Origin of the sequence: Mycolicibacterium pallens, assembly GCF_019456675.1 — a bacterium.
In the GTDB taxonomy this organism is placed as follows: domain Bacteria; phylum Actinomycetota; class Actinomycetes; order Mycobacteriales; family Mycobacteriaceae; genus Mycobacterium; species Mycobacterium crocinum.
In genome coordinates, this window is the sequence record NZ_CP080333.1 from 4,021,895 (window position 1) to 4,037,416 (window position 15,522).

Here is a 15,522-nt window from a genome sequence, read left to right on the forward strand (position 1 = left end):
TCGACTCCGATCTCGAACTCGAAAACCCAACAGTAGCTGAAGTCTAACACCGATTGACACAAAGATAGAATGTCAGGACAAAGTATTGACATACCGCTGTGGCGCGGGGCACCCTTCTAACAAGTCCCCAACGAGCCCTGAAGAGAGCTGACGTGACTACTAACCCACCTTTCGACGTACTCGCCATCGGGCGCAGTGGCGTCGACATCTATCCGCTACAGGTCGGGGTCGGCCTGGAGCGCGTGGAGTCTTTCGGGAAGTTCCTCGGCGGCAGCGCGGCCAACGTCTCGGTCGCCGCCGCACGCCTGGGTAACCGCACAGCGTTGATCTCCGGAGCCGGCGCAGACCCGTTCGGCCGGTTCGTCCGCGAAGAGTTGGCCCGCCTCGGAGTGGACAACCGCTACGTCACCGTCCACCCGAAATACCCGACGCCGGTGACGTTCTGCGAGATCTTCCCGCCCGACGATTTCCCGCTGTACTTCTACCGCAAGCCGTCGGCCCCGGATCTACAGATCACCGCCGACGAACTCGATCTCGATGCCGTGCGCACTGCCCGGCTGTACTGGTCGACGGTCACCGGTCTCTCCGAAGAGCCCAGTCGCGGTGCACATTTCGCGGCCTGGGAAGCCCGCGAGCGGGCACCGTTGACGGTGCTGGACCTCGACTACCGGCCGATGTTCTGGGACTCCCCCGCCGCCGCCTCCACGCAGGTTCAGCGCGCCCTGGCCCACGTCACCGTGGCGGTGGGTAACCGCGAAGAGTGCGAGATCGCGGTCGGAGAGACCAACCCGCACAAGGCAGCTGATGCACTGCTCGACCTCGGCGTGGAACTGGCCATCGTCAAGCAGGGGCCGCGCGGAGTGCTGGGCAAGACCCGCAGCGCCTCCGTGACGGTGCCGCCCATCGAGGTGGACGTGATCAACGGACTCGGCGCCGGCGACAGCTTCGGCGGCAGCTTGTGCCACGGGTTGCTGCACGGCTGGCCGCTGGAGAAGACGCTGCGCTACGCCAACGCCGCCGGCGCGATCGTCGCATCGCGGCTGGAGTGCTCGACCGCGATGCCGACCGCAGGTGAGGTCGCCGAACTGGCCGAGCAGATCGCCGTGGAGGCCGTCAATGTCTAGCCCCTGCAAGGACTACGCCGATATCACCGATCTGCGCGCCGCCGACCCCGCCGCGATCGCGAAGGCATGGCAACAGCGCACCACCCGCCCGGTCGTGCGCGGCAACGGACGGCTGATGATCGTCGCCGCCGACCACCCGGCCCGCGGTGCCCTGGCCGTCGGCTCGCGGCCCACCGCGATGAACAGCCGCACTGACCTGCTCGACCGGCTGCGCACCGCGCTGGCCGATCCGGGGGTCGACGGAGTGCTGGCCACCTCCGACATCCTCGACGATCTGCTGTTGCTCGGCGCACTCGAGGACAAGGTGGTGTTCTCCTCGATGAACCGCGGCGGTCTGGCCGGAGCGTGCTTCGAGCTCGATGACCGGATGACGGCCGCCACCGCGGCGTCGACCGCCGCGGCGAGGATGAACGGCGGAAAGATGTTGTGCCGCATCGACCTCGGCGATCCGGGCACGGTAGCGACGATGGCTGCCTGCGCGCGGGCCGTCGACGAGCTGGCCGCGCACGGGCTGATCGCGATGCTCGAGCCGTTCCTGTCCACCCGGATCGACGGTAAGGTCCGCAACGACCTGAGTCCGGATGCGGTGATCAAATCCATCCACATCAGCCAGGGGCTGGGATCCACCTCGGCCTACACCTGGATGAAACTGCCGGTGGTTCCTGAAATGGACCGGGTGATGGAGGCGACCACACTCCCGACACTGCTGCTGGGCGGCGACCCCACCGATGCCGACGAGGCGTTCGCGAGTTGGGAGAAGGCGCTCTCGCTGCCGTCGGTTCGGGGGTTGATCGTGGGCCGCACCCTGCTCTATCCGGCCGATGACGATGTGAGTTCCGCGGTGGCGACCGCGGTGTCGATGGTGAGGTGACTGATGAACAGCAAGTACTACATTCCCGCGCGCAGCGCCGAATTGCCGTTCACTGTCGACGTCACTCCGGAGTCCGCGGGCTGGGCCGAGTCCTCCCTGCAGGTGGTCGAACTCGACGACAGCCAGACTATCGAGCTGACCACCGGCGGCACCGAGGTCATGATCCTGCCGTTATCGGGGGGCGGCAGGATCGACTGTGACGGGCAGACATTCGAGCTGTCACGGCGCGAGTCAGTCTTCGACGGACCGGCCGACATGGTCTACATCGGTATCGACCAGACCTACACGCTGTCCGGTGAAGGCCGCTTCGCGATCTGCGGTGCCCGCGCTGCCCGCTCGTTCCCCAACCGCCGGGTCGCGGCGGCCGATGTGCCCGTCGAACTGCGCGGCGCAGGCAACTGCAGCCGTCAGGTGCACAACTTCGGCACCGCAACGACATTCGAGGCGGACTCGCTGATCGCCTGCGAGGTCATCACCCCCGGCGGCAACTGGTCGAGCTACCCCGCGCACAAGCACGAGGAGAACACCGACGTCGAGACGCAGCTCGAGGAGATCTACTACTTCGAGATCGCCGACAGCCCGGCCGGCACTCCCGGCTTCGGCTATCACCGCGTCTACGGCACTGTCCAGCGCCCGATCGAGGTGCTCGAAGAGGTGCGCTCCGGCGACGTGGTGCTGGTGCCGCACGGCTATCACGGGCCGTCGATCGCCGCGCCGGGCCACCACATGTACTACCTCAACGTCATGGCCGGCTCCGGGCCGAACCGGGCCTGGCTGATCTGTGACGACCCCAACCACACCTGGCTGCGCGGCAGCTGGGAACACCAGGAGATCGATCCCCGGCTGCCGATGGGCAGCCCGTCCGGGCAAGGAGTCTGATCGTGGTATCCACCGCGCCGAAGTCCACCGGGAAGCTGGCCGACACCGAAGGCACCGTGCGACTCACCGTGGCCCAGGCCACGATTCGCTTCCTGGCCAATCAGTACGTCGAACGTGACGGCCTCCGCACCAAGTTCTTCGCCGGATGCTTCGGCATCTTCGGGCACGGCAACGTGGCCGGGCTCGGTCAGGCGTTGCTCCAGGACGAGGTCGAAGCTTTCGAGGCAGGCCGCCAACCGGGTCTGCGATACGTGTTGGGCCGCAACGAACAGGCCATGGTGCACACCGCCGTCGCCTATGCGCGGCAGAAGGACCGGTTGCAAGCGTGGGCCGTGACCGCGAGCGTCGGACCGGGCTCCACCAACATGTTGACCGGTGCCGCGTTGGCGACCATCAACCGGCTGCCGGTACTGCTGCTGCCCGCCGACACCTTCGCCACCCGGGTCAGCTCCCCGGTGCTGCAGGAGTTGGAATTGCCCTCCTCCGGGGACGTCACGGTCAACGACGCGTTCAAACCGCTGTCGCGTTACTTCGACCGCGTGTGGCGACCCGAGCAGCTGCCCGCCGCACTGCTCGGCGCCATGCGGGTGCTCACCGATCCCGTCGAAACCGGCGCGGCCACCGTGTCGATCCCGCAGGATGTACAGGCGCAGGCCCACGACTGGCCGGAATCGCTGTTTGCCGAACGTACTTGGCACGTCGCCCGTCCACTGCCGGAACGTTCGGTGATCGCGCGGGCCGCCGAGATCATCGCCGCCGCGGGCAAGCCGCTGATCGTCGCCGGTGGTGGTGTGCACCACTCCGAAGCCGAAGCGGCGCTGGCCGCGTTCTGCGAGCAGACCGGCATCCCAGTCGCCGAAAGCCAGGCCGGCAAGGGTTCGCTTCGCTTCGACCATCCGCAGTCCGTCGGTGCCGTTGGCTCGACCGGCACGACCGCCGCCAACGCGCTGGCTGCCGAGGCTGATGTGATCATCGGGATCGGTACCCGCTACAGCGATTTCACCTCGGCGTCGCGCACCGCGTTCAACAACCCCGATGTGCGGTTCGTCAACATCAATGTTGCGTCGCTGGATTCGGTCAAGCAGGGCGGCGTCAGCGTGGTGTCCGACGCCCGCGAGGCCATCGAAGCACTGAGTCCCGCTCTGAAGGGCTACACCATCGACGACGAATACCGTTCCCGGGTGGCCGAACTCGCCGCCGAGTGGGACAACACCGTGTCATCGGTGTACGCGACCGAGGACGGTGTGCAGCTCAACCAGAATCAGGTCATCGGACTGGTCAACACGCTGTCCGACCCGCGTGACGTGGTGGTGTGCGCGGCCGGGTCGATGCCCGGGGATCTGCACAAGTTGTGGCGCACCCGCGACCGCAAGGGCTACCACGTCGAATACGGGTATTCGTGCATGGGCTACGAGATCGCCGGCGGTATCGGCGTGCGGATGGCCGACGACGACCGCGACGTGTTCATCATGGTCGGCGATGGCTCGTATCTGATGATGGCCACCGAACTCGTGACCGCCGTCCAGGAAGGCGTCAAGGTCATCCCGGTTCTGGTGCAGAACCACGGATTCGCCTCCATCGGTGGACTTTCCGAGTCGCTGGGTTCACAGCGGTTCGGTACTGCCTACCGGTACCGCAGCGACGACGGCCGACTCGACGGCGACAAGCTGCCGGTCGATCTGGCCGCCAACGCTGCCAGCCTGGGCGCCGACGTCATCAAAGTGGGCACGGCCGCGGAGTTCGCCGATGCGGTCAAGGTCGCCAAGGGCAGCGAGCGCACCACCGTCATCCATGTAGAAACCGACCCCATGATCTACGCGCCCGACAGCCAATCCTGGTGGGACGTGCCCGTCAGCGAGGTCTCCAGCCTGGAGTCCACCCAGACCGCCTACCAACGGTATTCGGACTGGAAGAAAGTTCAACGCCCCCTTATCAACCCGTCAGATCGCTAAGAGGACAGCACCGTGAGCACCATTCTCGTCGGATCCGCCCCCGATTCCTGGGGTGTCTGGTTCCCCAACGACCCGCAGCAGACGCCCTACACCCGCTTTCTCGACGAGGTCGCCGCGTCGGGCTATCAATGGATCGAGTTGGGCCCGTTCGGCTACCTGCCGACCGACCCCAAGCAGCTCTCCTACGAGCTGGCGGCCCGCAACCTCAAACTGTCGGCAGGCACCGTGTTCGAGCACCTGCACCAGTCCACCGCTCCTGGGGATGCCGCATGGAAATCAGTCTGGAAGCAGATCGAGGATGTCGCGAAACTGACTGCCGCCGTTGGCGGTAAGCATGTCGTGGTCATCCCCGAGATGTGGCGCGACCCGTCCTCAGGTGCGGTCCTGGAAGACCGCACCCTGACCCCCGAGCAGTGGCGCAAGAAGACTCAGGGCATGAACGAGCTGGGCAAAGCGATGTTCGAACAGTACGGGGTGCGCGCGCAGTACCACCCGCATGCCGACAGCCACGTCGATACCGAGGAGAACGTCTATCGATTCCTCGACGGCACCGACGGCGAATTCGTGAACCTGTGCCTGGACACCGGGCACATCTCCTACTGCGGTGGCGACAACATCGCGATCATCCGACGCGCGCCCGAGCGCATCGGGTATCTGCACCTCAAGCAGGTCGACCCCGAGGTGCGGGCCAAGGTCGAGGCCGAGGACCTGCCGTTTGGTGAGGCCGTCAAGCTCGGCGCGATGACCGAACCGCCGCGCGGAATCCCGGATATGCCACCGCTTCTCGCCGAGATCGAGAAGCTCGGCATCGACGTGTTCGCGATCGTCGAGCAGGACATGTACCCGTGCGAGGTCGACGCCCCGCTGCCCATCGCCAAGCGCACCCGCAATTACCTCGGGTCGTGTGGCGTCCCGTCCGTCCGTTTCTAGTTCAGGAGATTCACACCATGTCTGACCTTCGTGTCGCCGTCCTCGGTGTCGGCATCATGGGCGCCGACCACGTCGCCCGCCTGACGTCGAAGATCTCCGGTGCCCGGGTGACCGTCGTCAACGACTACCTCACCGAGAAGGCCGAGCAGATCGCCGCCGGCATCCCGGGGTGCCGGGTGATCGCCGACCCGCTGGACGCCATCGCCGACCCCGATGTCGACGCCGTCGTGCTGGCCACCCCGGGCCCCACCCACGAGAAGCAACTGCTGGCGTGCCTGGAACACGGCAAGCCGGTGCTGTGCGAGAAGCCGCTGACCACCGACGTGGAGACGTCGCTGGAGGTGGTGAAACGCGAGGCCGAACTCGGAAAACGGCTCATCCAAGTCGGTTTCATGAGGCGCTTCGACCACGAATACGCCGCGCTGAAGGCGATGCTGGACTCCGGCGAGCTGGGCCGCGCGCTGGTGCTGCACTGCGCGCACCGCAACCCTGCGGTACCGCCGTCGTTCGACAGCGCGATGATCGTGCGCGACTCGCTGGTGCATGAGGTCGACGTGACACGCTTCCTGTTCGACGAAGAGATCGTCTCCATCCAGATCATCACGCCGTCGGCCAACCCGGGCGCCCCAGATGGTCTGGCCGACCCGCAGATCGCCGTGATGCGCACGACGTCCGGCAAGCATGTCGACGTCGAGTTGTTCGTCACCACCGGTGTGGCCTACGAGGTGCGCACCGAGGTCGTCGCCGAAAAGGGCAGCGCCATGATCGGTTTGGACGTCGGCCTGGTCCGCAAGACCGCGCCGGGCAGCTGGGGCGGGCAGATCACTCCCGGTTTCCGGGAACGCTTCGGTGCCGCGTACGACACTGAGTTCCAGCGATGGGTCGACGCCGTGCGTAGCGGTGTGAACGTCGATGGGCCGAGCGCATGGGACGGCTATGCCGCCGCCGCGGTGTGCGAGGCCGGCGTGCAGTCGCTGGGCAGCGGCCAGCCGGTCGAGGTCCAGATGGTGTCGCGCGATTCGATCACGGGCGCGTGAGATGAAAATCGCCCTCGACCCCACTCCGTTCCACCATGATTACGAGCTCCTCGAATTCCCCCGCCTGGTAGCCGATCTCGGCTACGAGTACCTGCAACTGACCCCGCACCGGGACTTCATCCCGTTCTTCAACCACCCGCGTGCCGACGACGAGTTGGTGGCCAAGTTCCGTAAGGCGTGCGGTGACGCGGGCGTCGGGATCGCCTCGGTGCTGCCGGTACTGCGGTGGTCAGCTCCCGACGAGGACGCCCGGGAAGCTGCGGTGCGCAATTGGAAACGCGTCATCGAGATCACCGTGGACCTCGGCGTCAATGTCATCAACACCGAGTTCTCCGGACGTCCGGAGAAAGCCGAAGAATCGGAGCGGTCGTTCTTCCGGTCCATGGAGGAGCTGCTACCGATCATCGAGCGCGAAGGCCTCGACGTCCGGATCGACCCGCACCCCGACGATTTCGTCGAGGACGGGATGGAAGCGCTGCGCATCATCCGCGGGGTCAACTCCCCCAACATCGGCATGGTCTACGTCGCATGCCACACATACCATATGGGCGGCAACATGATTGACATCATGCGCGCCGCCGGCGACAAGCTGCGGCTGGTGCACGTCGCCGACACCATGGACCACCACCGCAGCCACGGCCTGCGTTACATCACCAACCCACCCGGCAACCCGGTCCGGGTGCACCAGCACCTCAAGATCGGCGACGGCGACATCAACTGGGACGAGTTCTTCTCCGGCCTGGCCGAGATCGGCTTCTACGACCGACCCGACACCGTGATGGTGTCCTCGGTGTTCGCCGAAGACGAGAACGCCCATGAGGTTTCGCGCTACCAGCTGTCAACGATGACGGACTACGTCAAGAAATACACAAAGTGAGAGAACGCATGACCAACACCATCACCCACTGGCTCAACAATCAAGCCTTCGCAGGCACCAGCGGTGACACCGCGCCCGTCACCAACCCGGCCACCGGTGTGGTCACCGGTGAGGTCGCGCTGGCCAATGTTGCCGACGCACAGCAGGTCATCGACGCCGCCGCCGCAGCCTTCCCGGCGTGGCGCGACACCTCGCTGGCCAAGCGCGTCTCGGTGCTGTTCAAGTTTCGTGAGTTGCTCAACGAGCGCAAGAGCGAACTGGCCGAGATCATCACCAGCGAGCACGGCAAGGTCGTGTCCGACGCCCTCGGTGAGGTCAGCCGCGGCCAGGAGGTCGCCGAATTCGCTTGTGGTATACCGCATCTACTCAAGGGCGGTTTCACCGAGAACGCGTCGACCAAGGTCGACGTCTACTCAATCCGCCAGCCGCTCGGCGTGGTCGGCATCATCAGCCCGTTCAACTTTCCGGCCATGGTCCCCATGTGGTTCTTTCCCATCGCGATCGCCTGCGGCAACACCGTGGTGCTCAAGCCGTCGGAGAAGGATCCGACCGCCTCGCTGTGGCTGGCGAACCTGTGGAAGGAAGCCGGCCTGCCCGACGGTGTCTTCAACGTGCTGCAGGGTGACAAGACCGCCGTCGACGAGCTCCTGACCAACCCGAAGATCGCCTCGGTCAGCTTCGTCGGATCGACCCCGATCGCCAAGTACGTCTACGCCACCGCGACCGCACACGACAAACGGGTACAGGCTCTCGGCGGGGCGAAGAACCATGCCGTCATCCTGCCCGACGCCGACCTTGACCTGGCCGCGGACGCGATGATCAACGCGGGCTTCGGCTCTGCGGGTGAACGCTGCATGGCGATCAGCGCGGCCGTGGCCGTCGGCCCGATCGCCGACGACCTGGTGGCCAAGATCAGCGAGCGGGCCACCACCCTGAAAACCGGTGACGGCACCAAGGATTCAGATATGGGTCCACTGGTCACCAAGGCGCACCGCGACAAGGTGGCGTCCTACATCGACGCCGGCGAATCCGAGGGCGCCAAGGTCGTCGTCGACGGCCGGCAGGTGTCTGCCGATGGCGGCCGGGACGGCTTCTGGCTCGGTCCGACCCTGCTGGACAACGTCACCCCGGAGATGAGCGTCTACACCGACGAGATCTTCGGTCCGGTCCTGGCGGTGGTGCGGGTGGAAACCTACGACGACGCTCTTGCACTGATCAACAGCAACCCGTACGGGAACGGCACCGCGATCTTCACCAACGACGGCGGCGCCGCCCGGCGCTTCCAGAACGAGGTGCAGGTCGGCATGGTCGGTATCAATGTGCCGATCCCAGTCCCGATGGCCTACTTCAGTTTCGGCGGCTGGAAGGCCTCGCTGTTCGGTGACAGCCACGCCCACGGCATGGACGGTGTGCAGTTCTTCACCCGACAGAAGGCGATCACCAGTCGCTGGCTGGACCCGAGCCACGGCGGCATCAACCTCGGCTTCCCGACGAACTAGGAGGATCCCCGCTCTGCCGAAACTCGACCGCGGGTGTCAAGATGCCTTCATGGACACGACCTTTTCCGCGCCCGCAGGCCCCTTGCCGGCGTATCAAGCACGGCCGGTCGGTGAAGGACCATGGCCCGGTGTCGTCATCGTGCATGACGCGATGGGCATGACGAGCGACGTCAAGCGCATCACCGACCGGTTTGCCGACAACGGCTACCTGGCGATCACACCGGCGCTCTACCACCGTGGCAATCGGCTGCTGTGTGTGGTGCGGACGTTGCAAGCGTTCAAGAACGGCAAGGGCACCGCCGTCGACGACCTGATCGCCGCTCGCGAGCACCTGGTCGCCGATCCGCAGTGCACCGGGAAGATCGGCGTCATCGGGTTCTGCATGGGCGGCGGGTTCTGCCTGGTGCTCGCACCAACGGGACTATTCGACGCCTCGGCACCCAACTACGGCGAATGGCCTTCCGACATCTCCGCGATCCCGAATTCGTGCCCGACGGTGGCCAGCTACGGCGCCAAGGACTGGATGCTCAAGGGGGCGGCCACCAAACTCGACGGCTTGCTCGCCGAGCGCGACGTGCCACGAGACATCAAGGAATATCCGAACGTCGGGCATTCCTTCATGAACGACTGGGACATCCCTGCGCCAATGCAGACCATCGTGGGCGTGGCGGGGATGGCGTACTCAGAGCCCGAGGCCGAGGACGCCTGGCAGCGCATCCTGACCTTCTTCGGCGAACACCTCAGTGGTGCAGGCTCGGCCGATAGGTGAGCTCCTGGATTCGGCCGTCGAGCGTGCGGCTGTCGATCAGCTCCAGGTCGAAATCGGCAGCACCCGCGAAGAGCGGGTCGTCCCCGGTCTGACCGGTGATGACCGGGAAAATCGTCACCTGGAGGTAGTCGACGAGGCCGGCGGCCAGGAGCGCCCGGTTCATCGACAGACTGCCGTGTGAGCGCAATGGCACCTCGGATTCCTCTTTGAGCCGGGCGACAACGTCGACCGCGTCGCCGCTGACCACCGTCGCATCCGGCCAGTCGAGGGGCGCGGCCAAGGTCGTCGACACCACCGTCGCCGGCAGGTGCCTCATCCGGGTGACCCAGAGGTCGTTCACCGACGCCTCCTCGCTCAGATCGAGCAGCCGAGTGAATGCGCGATAGGTGTTGGCGCCGAAGACCATGCGCTGCATCTCGTCGTACAGGGCAAGGCGACGGTCGAGCAGCTCGGGACCCTGCTTGCCCCAGTAACCGCCCCAGTCGCCCCCGTTGACGCCGCCGAAGCCGTCGAGGCTGGAGAACACATCAATGGTGTAGGTCGTGGTCATGGATATACGGACTGCCGACCGGCGCGAAACTCATCGCCCCGGCGTCTGGACCTGAGAACATTCCACGTGTGGAGATCGACAAGCTCGACGCGGTCGGGATACTGCGGGTGCGAGATCAGGACGAGCTGACACCGCGCGGGTCATGCTTTCTGTTTCGCAGCGACATCATGGCGCTGACCGCAGCGCACTGTTTGCCTGATTCCATTGAGCCCGAGGCAATCTCAGTGTTCTTTCCCAGGCTCGGACGAACAATGACGGCGCAGCGCGTCGAGCGCCATCCCAAGGCCGATATCGCCGCACTGTTCTTCGACGGCGAGGACGCCCGAACCTCATCCGGATTTCCGACGACCGCGTTCTGGGATGGCGTCGTCGAAACTCGCATCGGGGCCGATTTCTTTGCCTACGGCTACCCGATCGACGGCCCCGACGATGCCGCGACCGAGTCGCCGGTTGCGCGTCTGGTCATCGGATACCTGCAGCGCTTCATGAACTATGCGAGCCCCGCCGGATATGAATTTCTCGCCGGCGAGATGAACGTCGCCGCGTGGTCCGGGCTCAGCGGGGCGCCGCTGTTCCTGTCTCCGACGATGGTTCTCGGGGTGGTCGCCGGCAGCATCGACTCGCAATTCGGCACCGCGGTCATGCTTCACGGTGTCGCGGAATGGCTGAACGCAGTGAGCCCCGATCGAGGGCGCGCCTGGGAACTCAGCCGCCGTCCGGGACGTCCTTGGAATCTCGGCCGGCGATGACACTGCAGTTGTTGTACGCGAATCGCGAGTGGAGGCGTAAACAACTGCAGTGTCAGCGTCAACTCACAAGATGAACAGCATTTCCTGGTAGGTCGGCAGCGGCCAGAGATCGTCGGCGACCACGTTCTCCAACTCGTCAGCGGCCTCCCGGACCGCGGCCATCGCCGGCAGCACCGCGTCGCGGTAGTGCAGCGCCTCCTCGGCGGCACCTTCGACGTGGGTCGCAAGCGCCGACTTCAACTCACCCAGTGCCTTGGTCAGCGACGCGATCGGCGCCGATACCAATTCCAGCAGCGTCATATCGGGCTCGACACCGGCCGCCTTCAAGGTGGCGACGTTCTGGGCGAGCTCGGTCTGGTAGCGGATCGCCGCGGGCAGGATCACCGTGGACCCGATCTCCAGCGCCAGCTTGGCCTCGACCGCGATCGTCAGGACGTACTGCTCCAGCCGGACCTCGTAGCGGCTGTGCAACTCGCGCTCGCTGAACACCCCGTACTTCTCGAACAGCGCGATCGCGTCCGGCTTGATCAGCTCCGGGATCGCGTCGGGAGTGGTCTTGAGGTTGGGCAGGCCACGCTCGGCCGCCTCGATCTGCCAGTTGTCGGAGTAGCCGTCACCGTTGAACACCACCGCGCCATGCTCGGTGATGATGTCGGTCAGCAGCTTCTGCACCGCGGTGTCGAAGTCCTCCCCGTCACCGACCGACTTCTCCAGCACGGTGGCCATGTAATCCAGCGAGTCGGCCATGATCGTGTTGATGATGATCATCGGCACCGCGACGGTCTGACCCGAGCCCGGTGCACGGAACTCGAACCGGTTGCCGGTGAACGCAAACGGGCTGGTGCGGTTGCGGTCGCCCGGGTCGGTGGGCAGCGTCGGCAGCGTGTCGACGCCGATATGCATGACACCCTTGCCCTTTGACGATGTCGCCGCCCCCTTGGCGATCTGTTCGAAGACGTCGGCCAGTTGCTCACCCAGGAAGATCGAGATGATCGCCGGCGGCGCCTCGTTGGCACCGAGCCGATGATCGTTGGTGGCTGAGGCCACCGACACCCGCAGCAGTCCGCCGAACTTGTGCACGGCGCGGATCACCGCGGCGCAGAACACCAGGAACTGCGCGTTCTCATGGGGCGTGTCGCCGGGCACCAGCAGGCTGCCGAACTGGGCGTTGCCCACCGAGAAGTTGACGTGCTTACCCGACCCGTTGACGCCGGCGAACGGCTTCTCGTGGAACAGGCACTCCATGCCGTGCTTGTGGGCGATCGTCTTGAACACCGTCATCAGCAGCTGCTGGTGATCGGAGGCGATGTTGGCGCGCTCGAACATCGGCGCCACCTCGAACTGCGCCGGGGCCACCTCGTTGTGCCGGGTCTTGGCGGGGATACCGAGCTTGAACAGCTCACGTTCGGTGTCCATCATGAAGCCCAGTACCCGCTCCGGCACCGCACCGAAGTAATGGTCGTCGAACTCCTGACCCTTGGGCGGCTTGGCGCCGAACAGAGTGCGCCCGGCATTGATGAGGTCGGGACGGGCCAGGAAGAAGTGCCGGTCCACCAGGAAGTACTCCTGTTCCGGACCACAGAACGAGACGACGTGCTCGAAGTCCTTGTGCCCGAACAACTTCAGGATCCGCTCGGCGTGCGTACCCATTGCTTGCTGACTGCGCAGCAGGGGCGTCTTGTAGTCGAGGGCTTCGCCCGTCATCGACACGAATACCGTTGGGATGCACAACGTATTGCCGTTCGGATTCTCCAAGATGTAGGCCGGGCTGGTGACGTCCCAGCCGGTGTAGCCACGCGCCTCGAAGGTGCTGCGCAAGCCGCCCGACGGGAAGCTCGACGCGTCCGGTTCGCCCTGTATCAGTGTCTTTCCGGCGAACTCCGCCAGCGTCTGCCCATCGGACACCGGCTCGAGGAAGCTGTCATGCTTCTCCGCGGTCAGCCCGGTCATCGGATAGAAGACGTGAGCGTAGTGCGTGGCGCCCTTCTCCAGCGCCCAGTCCTTCATCGCCGCGGCGACCGAATCGGCGACCGATGGGTCCAGCTTCTCGCCCTTCTCGATCGTGGCGACCACCGACTTGTAGACCGACTTGGGCAGACGCGCCTGCATTTCGGCCTTGGTGAACACGTTCGATCCGAAGATCTCCCCCGGCGCCTCGCCGGGGACGAAGCTGACGGCCGGAGGCTCGTAGGCCTCGACATTGACGATCGCCTGCAGACGGGCCGCGTTTCCGCTCAACTGTCTTCACCTTTGCACCCATGACATCCGCGTCTGCTTCGCGGACGTGACCGGCCCACACTAGGAACACCACGTTCCAGGCTCGTTACGTGAAGATCACCGCGGCAAGTCATTAGTTTCGTACGCGGTCGTGCGATTTTCGCAAAGGTGCCGCAGATCGGCGAAACTTGTCAGAGCCTCGAACTAATGTTCGAGGCGTGAGTTCAAATGCGGTGCACAGAGCGGTCGAAGCGCTTCGCATCGCCCATGACGAACTTGCCGCTCTGTCCGTGGAGTCGTTGTCGCACCGCGAACTTCTCGGCGTCCTTGGCGAGCTGGAAGTGCTGACCCGGCAGCTGCCGGCGCAATCACACCGAATCCTCGCGAGGCTCGCCGCTGAGGCCTCCCCTCAGCGGCTCGGCGCGAAGACTCTCCCCGAGCTGATCGCCACTCGCCTGCGCGTCTCGCTGGCCGAAGCCAAGGGCCGCGTACGCGATGCCAAGAACTTGGGCCCGCGCCGCTCCCTCGCTGGCGAGCCGCTAGCGCCGGTATTAGAACTGACGGCCACCGCGCAGGCCGCCGGCGATATCGGGCCGGAACACGTCGCCATCATCGGTAGGTTCTTCAAGGAGTTGCCGGACTGGGTCGATCCGCACACTCGCTCCCAAGCCGAAGCGGATCTCGTGGTCAACGCTCGGGGCCTCACGCCAGAGGAGCTGAAGCAGATCGCCGAACGCCTTAATGCCCTGATCGACCAGGACGGCCCGATGCCCGACGACACCGCACGGGCACGCAAGCGGGGACTCTATATCGGCAGGCAGCAGTCGGACGGCATGACACCGGTACACGGGTTGCTTGATCCTCTCGGACTGGCGACTCTCGAAGCAGTGACCGCCAAACTGGCCGCTCCCGGGATGTGCAATCCCAATGACGAAAGTCCTTGCATCTCAGGCACTCCGAGCCATGATCAGATCGCCGGCGACGATAGGTCGGCAGCGCAGCGCAACCACGATGCGCTCACCGCGATGGGGCGCAGCATGCTGTCGTCGGGCGAATTGGGCCAGCACAACGGCTTACCCGCGATGATCATCGTGTCGACGACGCTGCAAAACCTGACCGATGCGGCCGGTGTTGGAGTGACCGCCGGCGGCTCGCTGCTGCCCATGAGTGATGTCATTCGCCTCGCTTCCCATGCGCATCACAGCCTGGTGGTGTTCGACAAACACACCGCACGACCGCTCTATCTGGGCCGATCCAAGCGGATCGCGACCGCTGATCAGCGCATCGTGCTGCTGTCACGTGACCGTGGCTGTACACGTCCCGGATGCACGGTTTGTGGCTACGACTGCCAGGTACACCACATCACCAGTTGGGCTGCCGGCGGTCCGACCGACGTCGACAAGATGGTGTTGGCCTGCCCGGGCGACAACCGACTCGCTGACGACGGCTACCGTGTCCGGATCGGCCTGGATGGATCCGTCGAATGGATCCCGGCTCCCGAGAACGATGTTGGTCAGGCCCGGACGAACATGTACCACCACCCGGAGCGGATGCTGACCACATCCGACGCGGACGGCGAGGTTGCCCGAAAGGTCACCGCCCCGCAGCGAGACGACGATGTCGGGGGCCACGAGGTGGCTTGAGCCGACCTGGAAGCTAACGGACGGCCAACCCCTGTGCCCGCGCCCAGAGCTGGTCGGCGTGATCAGCGATGTAGAACGGTCCAACATCACCAGCCCGATCGCCGCACTCGGCCCGTGCTTGACCATCGGCCGCGCGGTAAAGCCTTACGGGACGCTCAGTTGCGGCAACCATGCGGTGGTCGCGTTGGTGGCGCGCCCTTTTCGTCGGGTCCGCATACGACGCGTCGACCGAATCTGCCTCTCCACCACAGGGCGATAACGGACGCCTCCGACGCCATGTTCGCGTCTAGATAGATCAGTCCGGAGATCTCCCGCCACGCCACCGCGGTGCCCACCCCGAAGGCCGCCGTATTGCGGCGCAGGAACTCGGCGGGGATGTACGGATTAGCCGGAACCGCCGTCGGAAACGCGCCGATTACGGGGTT

General features: G+C 65.3%; 13 protein-coding genes. 11 read left to right on the forward strand and 2 right to left on the reverse strand.

Annotated elements, in window-relative coordinates:
- Positions 1 to 152: 152 nt before the first annotated feature.
- From iolC to K0O64_RS19745, 9 genes are read left to right on the forward strand one after another with little or no spacing between them, the layout of a single operon-like run.
- Positions 153 to 1,124, forward strand: a complete 972-nt coding sequence (iolC, locus tag K0O64_RS19705; RefSeq protein WP_071943060.1) for a 5-dehydro-2-deoxygluconokinase — start codon at positions 153 to 155, stop codon at positions 1,122 to 1,124.
- A complete protein-coding gene (locus tag K0O64_RS19710; RefSeq protein ID WP_071943058.1) occupies positions 1,117 to 1,995 on the forward strand; it encodes a Cgl0159 family (beta/alpha)8-fold protein in 879 nt (292 codons plus the stop codon). Before iolC ends, K0O64_RS19710 begins: the two co-directional genes overlap by 8 nt.
- Before the next feature lie 3 nt (positions 1,996 to 1,998).
- Positions 1,999 to 2,874 (forward strand): 5-deoxy-glucuronate isomerase, encoded by an 876-nt coding sequence (gene iolB, locus K0O64_RS19715; protein ID WP_096311831.1) that lies wholly within the window; start codon positions 1,999 to 2,001, stop codon positions 2,872 to 2,874.
- A gap of 2 nt (positions 2,875 to 2,876) precedes the next feature.
- Positions 2,877 to 4,826 (forward strand): 3D-(3,5/4)-trihydroxycyclohexane-1,2-dione acylhydrolase (decyclizing), encoded by a 1,950-nt coding sequence (gene iolD / locus K0O64_RS19720; RefSeq protein ID WP_220045679.1) that lies wholly within the window; start codon positions 2,877 to 2,879, stop codon positions 4,824 to 4,826.
- A 12-nt stretch (positions 4,827 to 4,838) separates the two neighbouring features.
- Positions 4,839 to 5,756, forward strand: coding sequence for a sugar phosphate isomerase/epimerase family protein (locus K0O64_RS19725; RefSeq protein ID WP_220045680.1), 918 nt, complete (start codon positions 4,839 to 4,841; stop codon positions 5,754 to 5,756).
- Positions 5,757 to 5,773: 17 nt separating this feature from the next.
- Positions 5,774 to 6,793, forward strand: coding sequence for a Gfo/Idh/MocA family protein (locus K0O64_RS19730; protein WP_220045681.1), 1,020 nt, complete (start codon positions 5,774 to 5,776; stop codon positions 6,791 to 6,793).
- Position 6,794: 1 nt separating this feature from the next.
- The gene (locus K0O64_RS19735; RefSeq protein WP_220045682.1) at positions 6,795 to 7,670 is read left to right on the forward strand and encodes a sugar phosphate isomerase/epimerase family protein; all 876 of its coding nucleotides are present in this window, start codon (positions 6,795 to 6,797) and stop codon (positions 7,668 to 7,670) included.
- 8 nt (positions 7,671 to 7,678) lie between these two features.
- Positions 7,679 to 9,169: a CoA-acylating methylmalonate-semialdehyde dehydrogenase gene (locus K0O64_RS19740; RefSeq protein WP_220045683.1), complete on the forward strand. Its 1,491-nt coding sequence runs from the start codon at positions 7,679 to 7,681 to the stop codon at positions 9,167 to 9,169.
- A 49-nt stretch (positions 9,170 to 9,218) separates the two neighbouring features.
- Entirely contained in the window at positions 9,219 to 9,938 is a 720-nt protein-coding gene (locus K0O64_RS19745; protein WP_220045684.1) for a dienelactone hydrolase family protein, read from the forward strand.
- On the opposite strand, the gene K0O64_RS19750 is transcribed toward K0O64_RS19745, so the two are convergent.
- On the reverse strand, positions 9,910 to 10,488 hold the full coding sequence (locus K0O64_RS19750) for a dihydrofolate reductase family protein (RefSeq protein ID WP_096311836.1): 579 nt from the start codon (positions 10,486 to 10,488) through the stop codon (positions 9,910 to 9,912). The two genes, K0O64_RS19745 and K0O64_RS19750, sit on opposite strands and share 29 nt — an antisense overlap.
- Before the next feature lie 68 nt (positions 10,489 to 10,556).
- Here K0O64_RS19750 and K0O64_RS19755 point away from each other — a divergent pair, with 68 nt between their 5' ends.
- On the forward strand, positions 10,557 to 11,237 hold the full coding sequence (locus tag K0O64_RS19755) for a S1 family peptidase (RefSeq protein WP_096311837.1): 681 nt from the start codon (positions 10,557 to 10,559) through the stop codon (positions 11,235 to 11,237).
- A gap of 63 nt (positions 11,238 to 11,300) precedes the next feature.
- Here K0O64_RS19755 and K0O64_RS19760 read toward each other — a convergent pair whose 3' ends face one another.
- Entirely contained in the window at positions 11,301 to 13,475 is a 2,175-nt protein-coding gene (locus tag K0O64_RS19760) for a glutamine synthetase III family protein (RefSeq protein WP_220045685.1), read from the reverse strand.
- Positions 13,476 to 13,672: 197 nt separating this feature from the next.
- Between K0O64_RS19760 and K0O64_RS19765 the strand changes: the two genes are divergently transcribed.
- On the forward strand, positions 13,673 to 15,097 hold the full coding sequence (locus K0O64_RS19765; protein WP_096311839.1) for an HNH endonuclease signature motif containing protein: 1,425 nt from the start codon (positions 13,673 to 13,675) through the stop codon (positions 15,095 to 15,097).
- The last annotated feature ends 425 nt before the right edge of the window (positions 15,098 to 15,522 follow it).

Excerpts from the sequence above, each read along its gene's own strand:
- K0O64_RS19745 (WP_220045684.1), top strand. The coding sequence starts at position 9,219 with ATGGACACGACCTTTTCCGCGCCCGCAGGCCCCTTGCCGGCGTATCAA.
- iolB (WP_096311831.1), top strand. The coding sequence starts at position 1,999 with ATGAACAGCAAGTACTACATTCCCGCGCGCAGCGCCGAATTGCCGTTC.
- K0O64_RS19710 (WP_071943058.1), top strand. The coding sequence starts at position 1,117 with ATGTCTAGCCCCTGCAAGGACTACGCCGATATCACCGATCTGCGCGCC.
- K0O64_RS19730 (WP_220045681.1), top strand. The coding sequence starts at position 5,774 with ATGTCTGACCTTCGTGTCGCCGTCCTCGGTGTCGGCATCATGGGCGCC.
- K0O64_RS19750 (WP_096311836.1), bottom strand. The coding sequence starts at position 10,488 with ATGACCACGACCTACACCATTGATGTGTTCTCCAGCCTCGACGGCTTC.
- K0O64_RS19740 (WP_220045683.1), top strand. The coding sequence starts at position 7,679 with ATGACCAACACCATCACCCACTGGCTCAACAATCAAGCCTTCGCAGGC.
- K0O64_RS19735 (WP_220045682.1), top strand. The coding sequence starts at position 6,795 with ATGAAAATCGCCCTCGACCCCACTCCGTTCCACCATGATTACGAGCTC.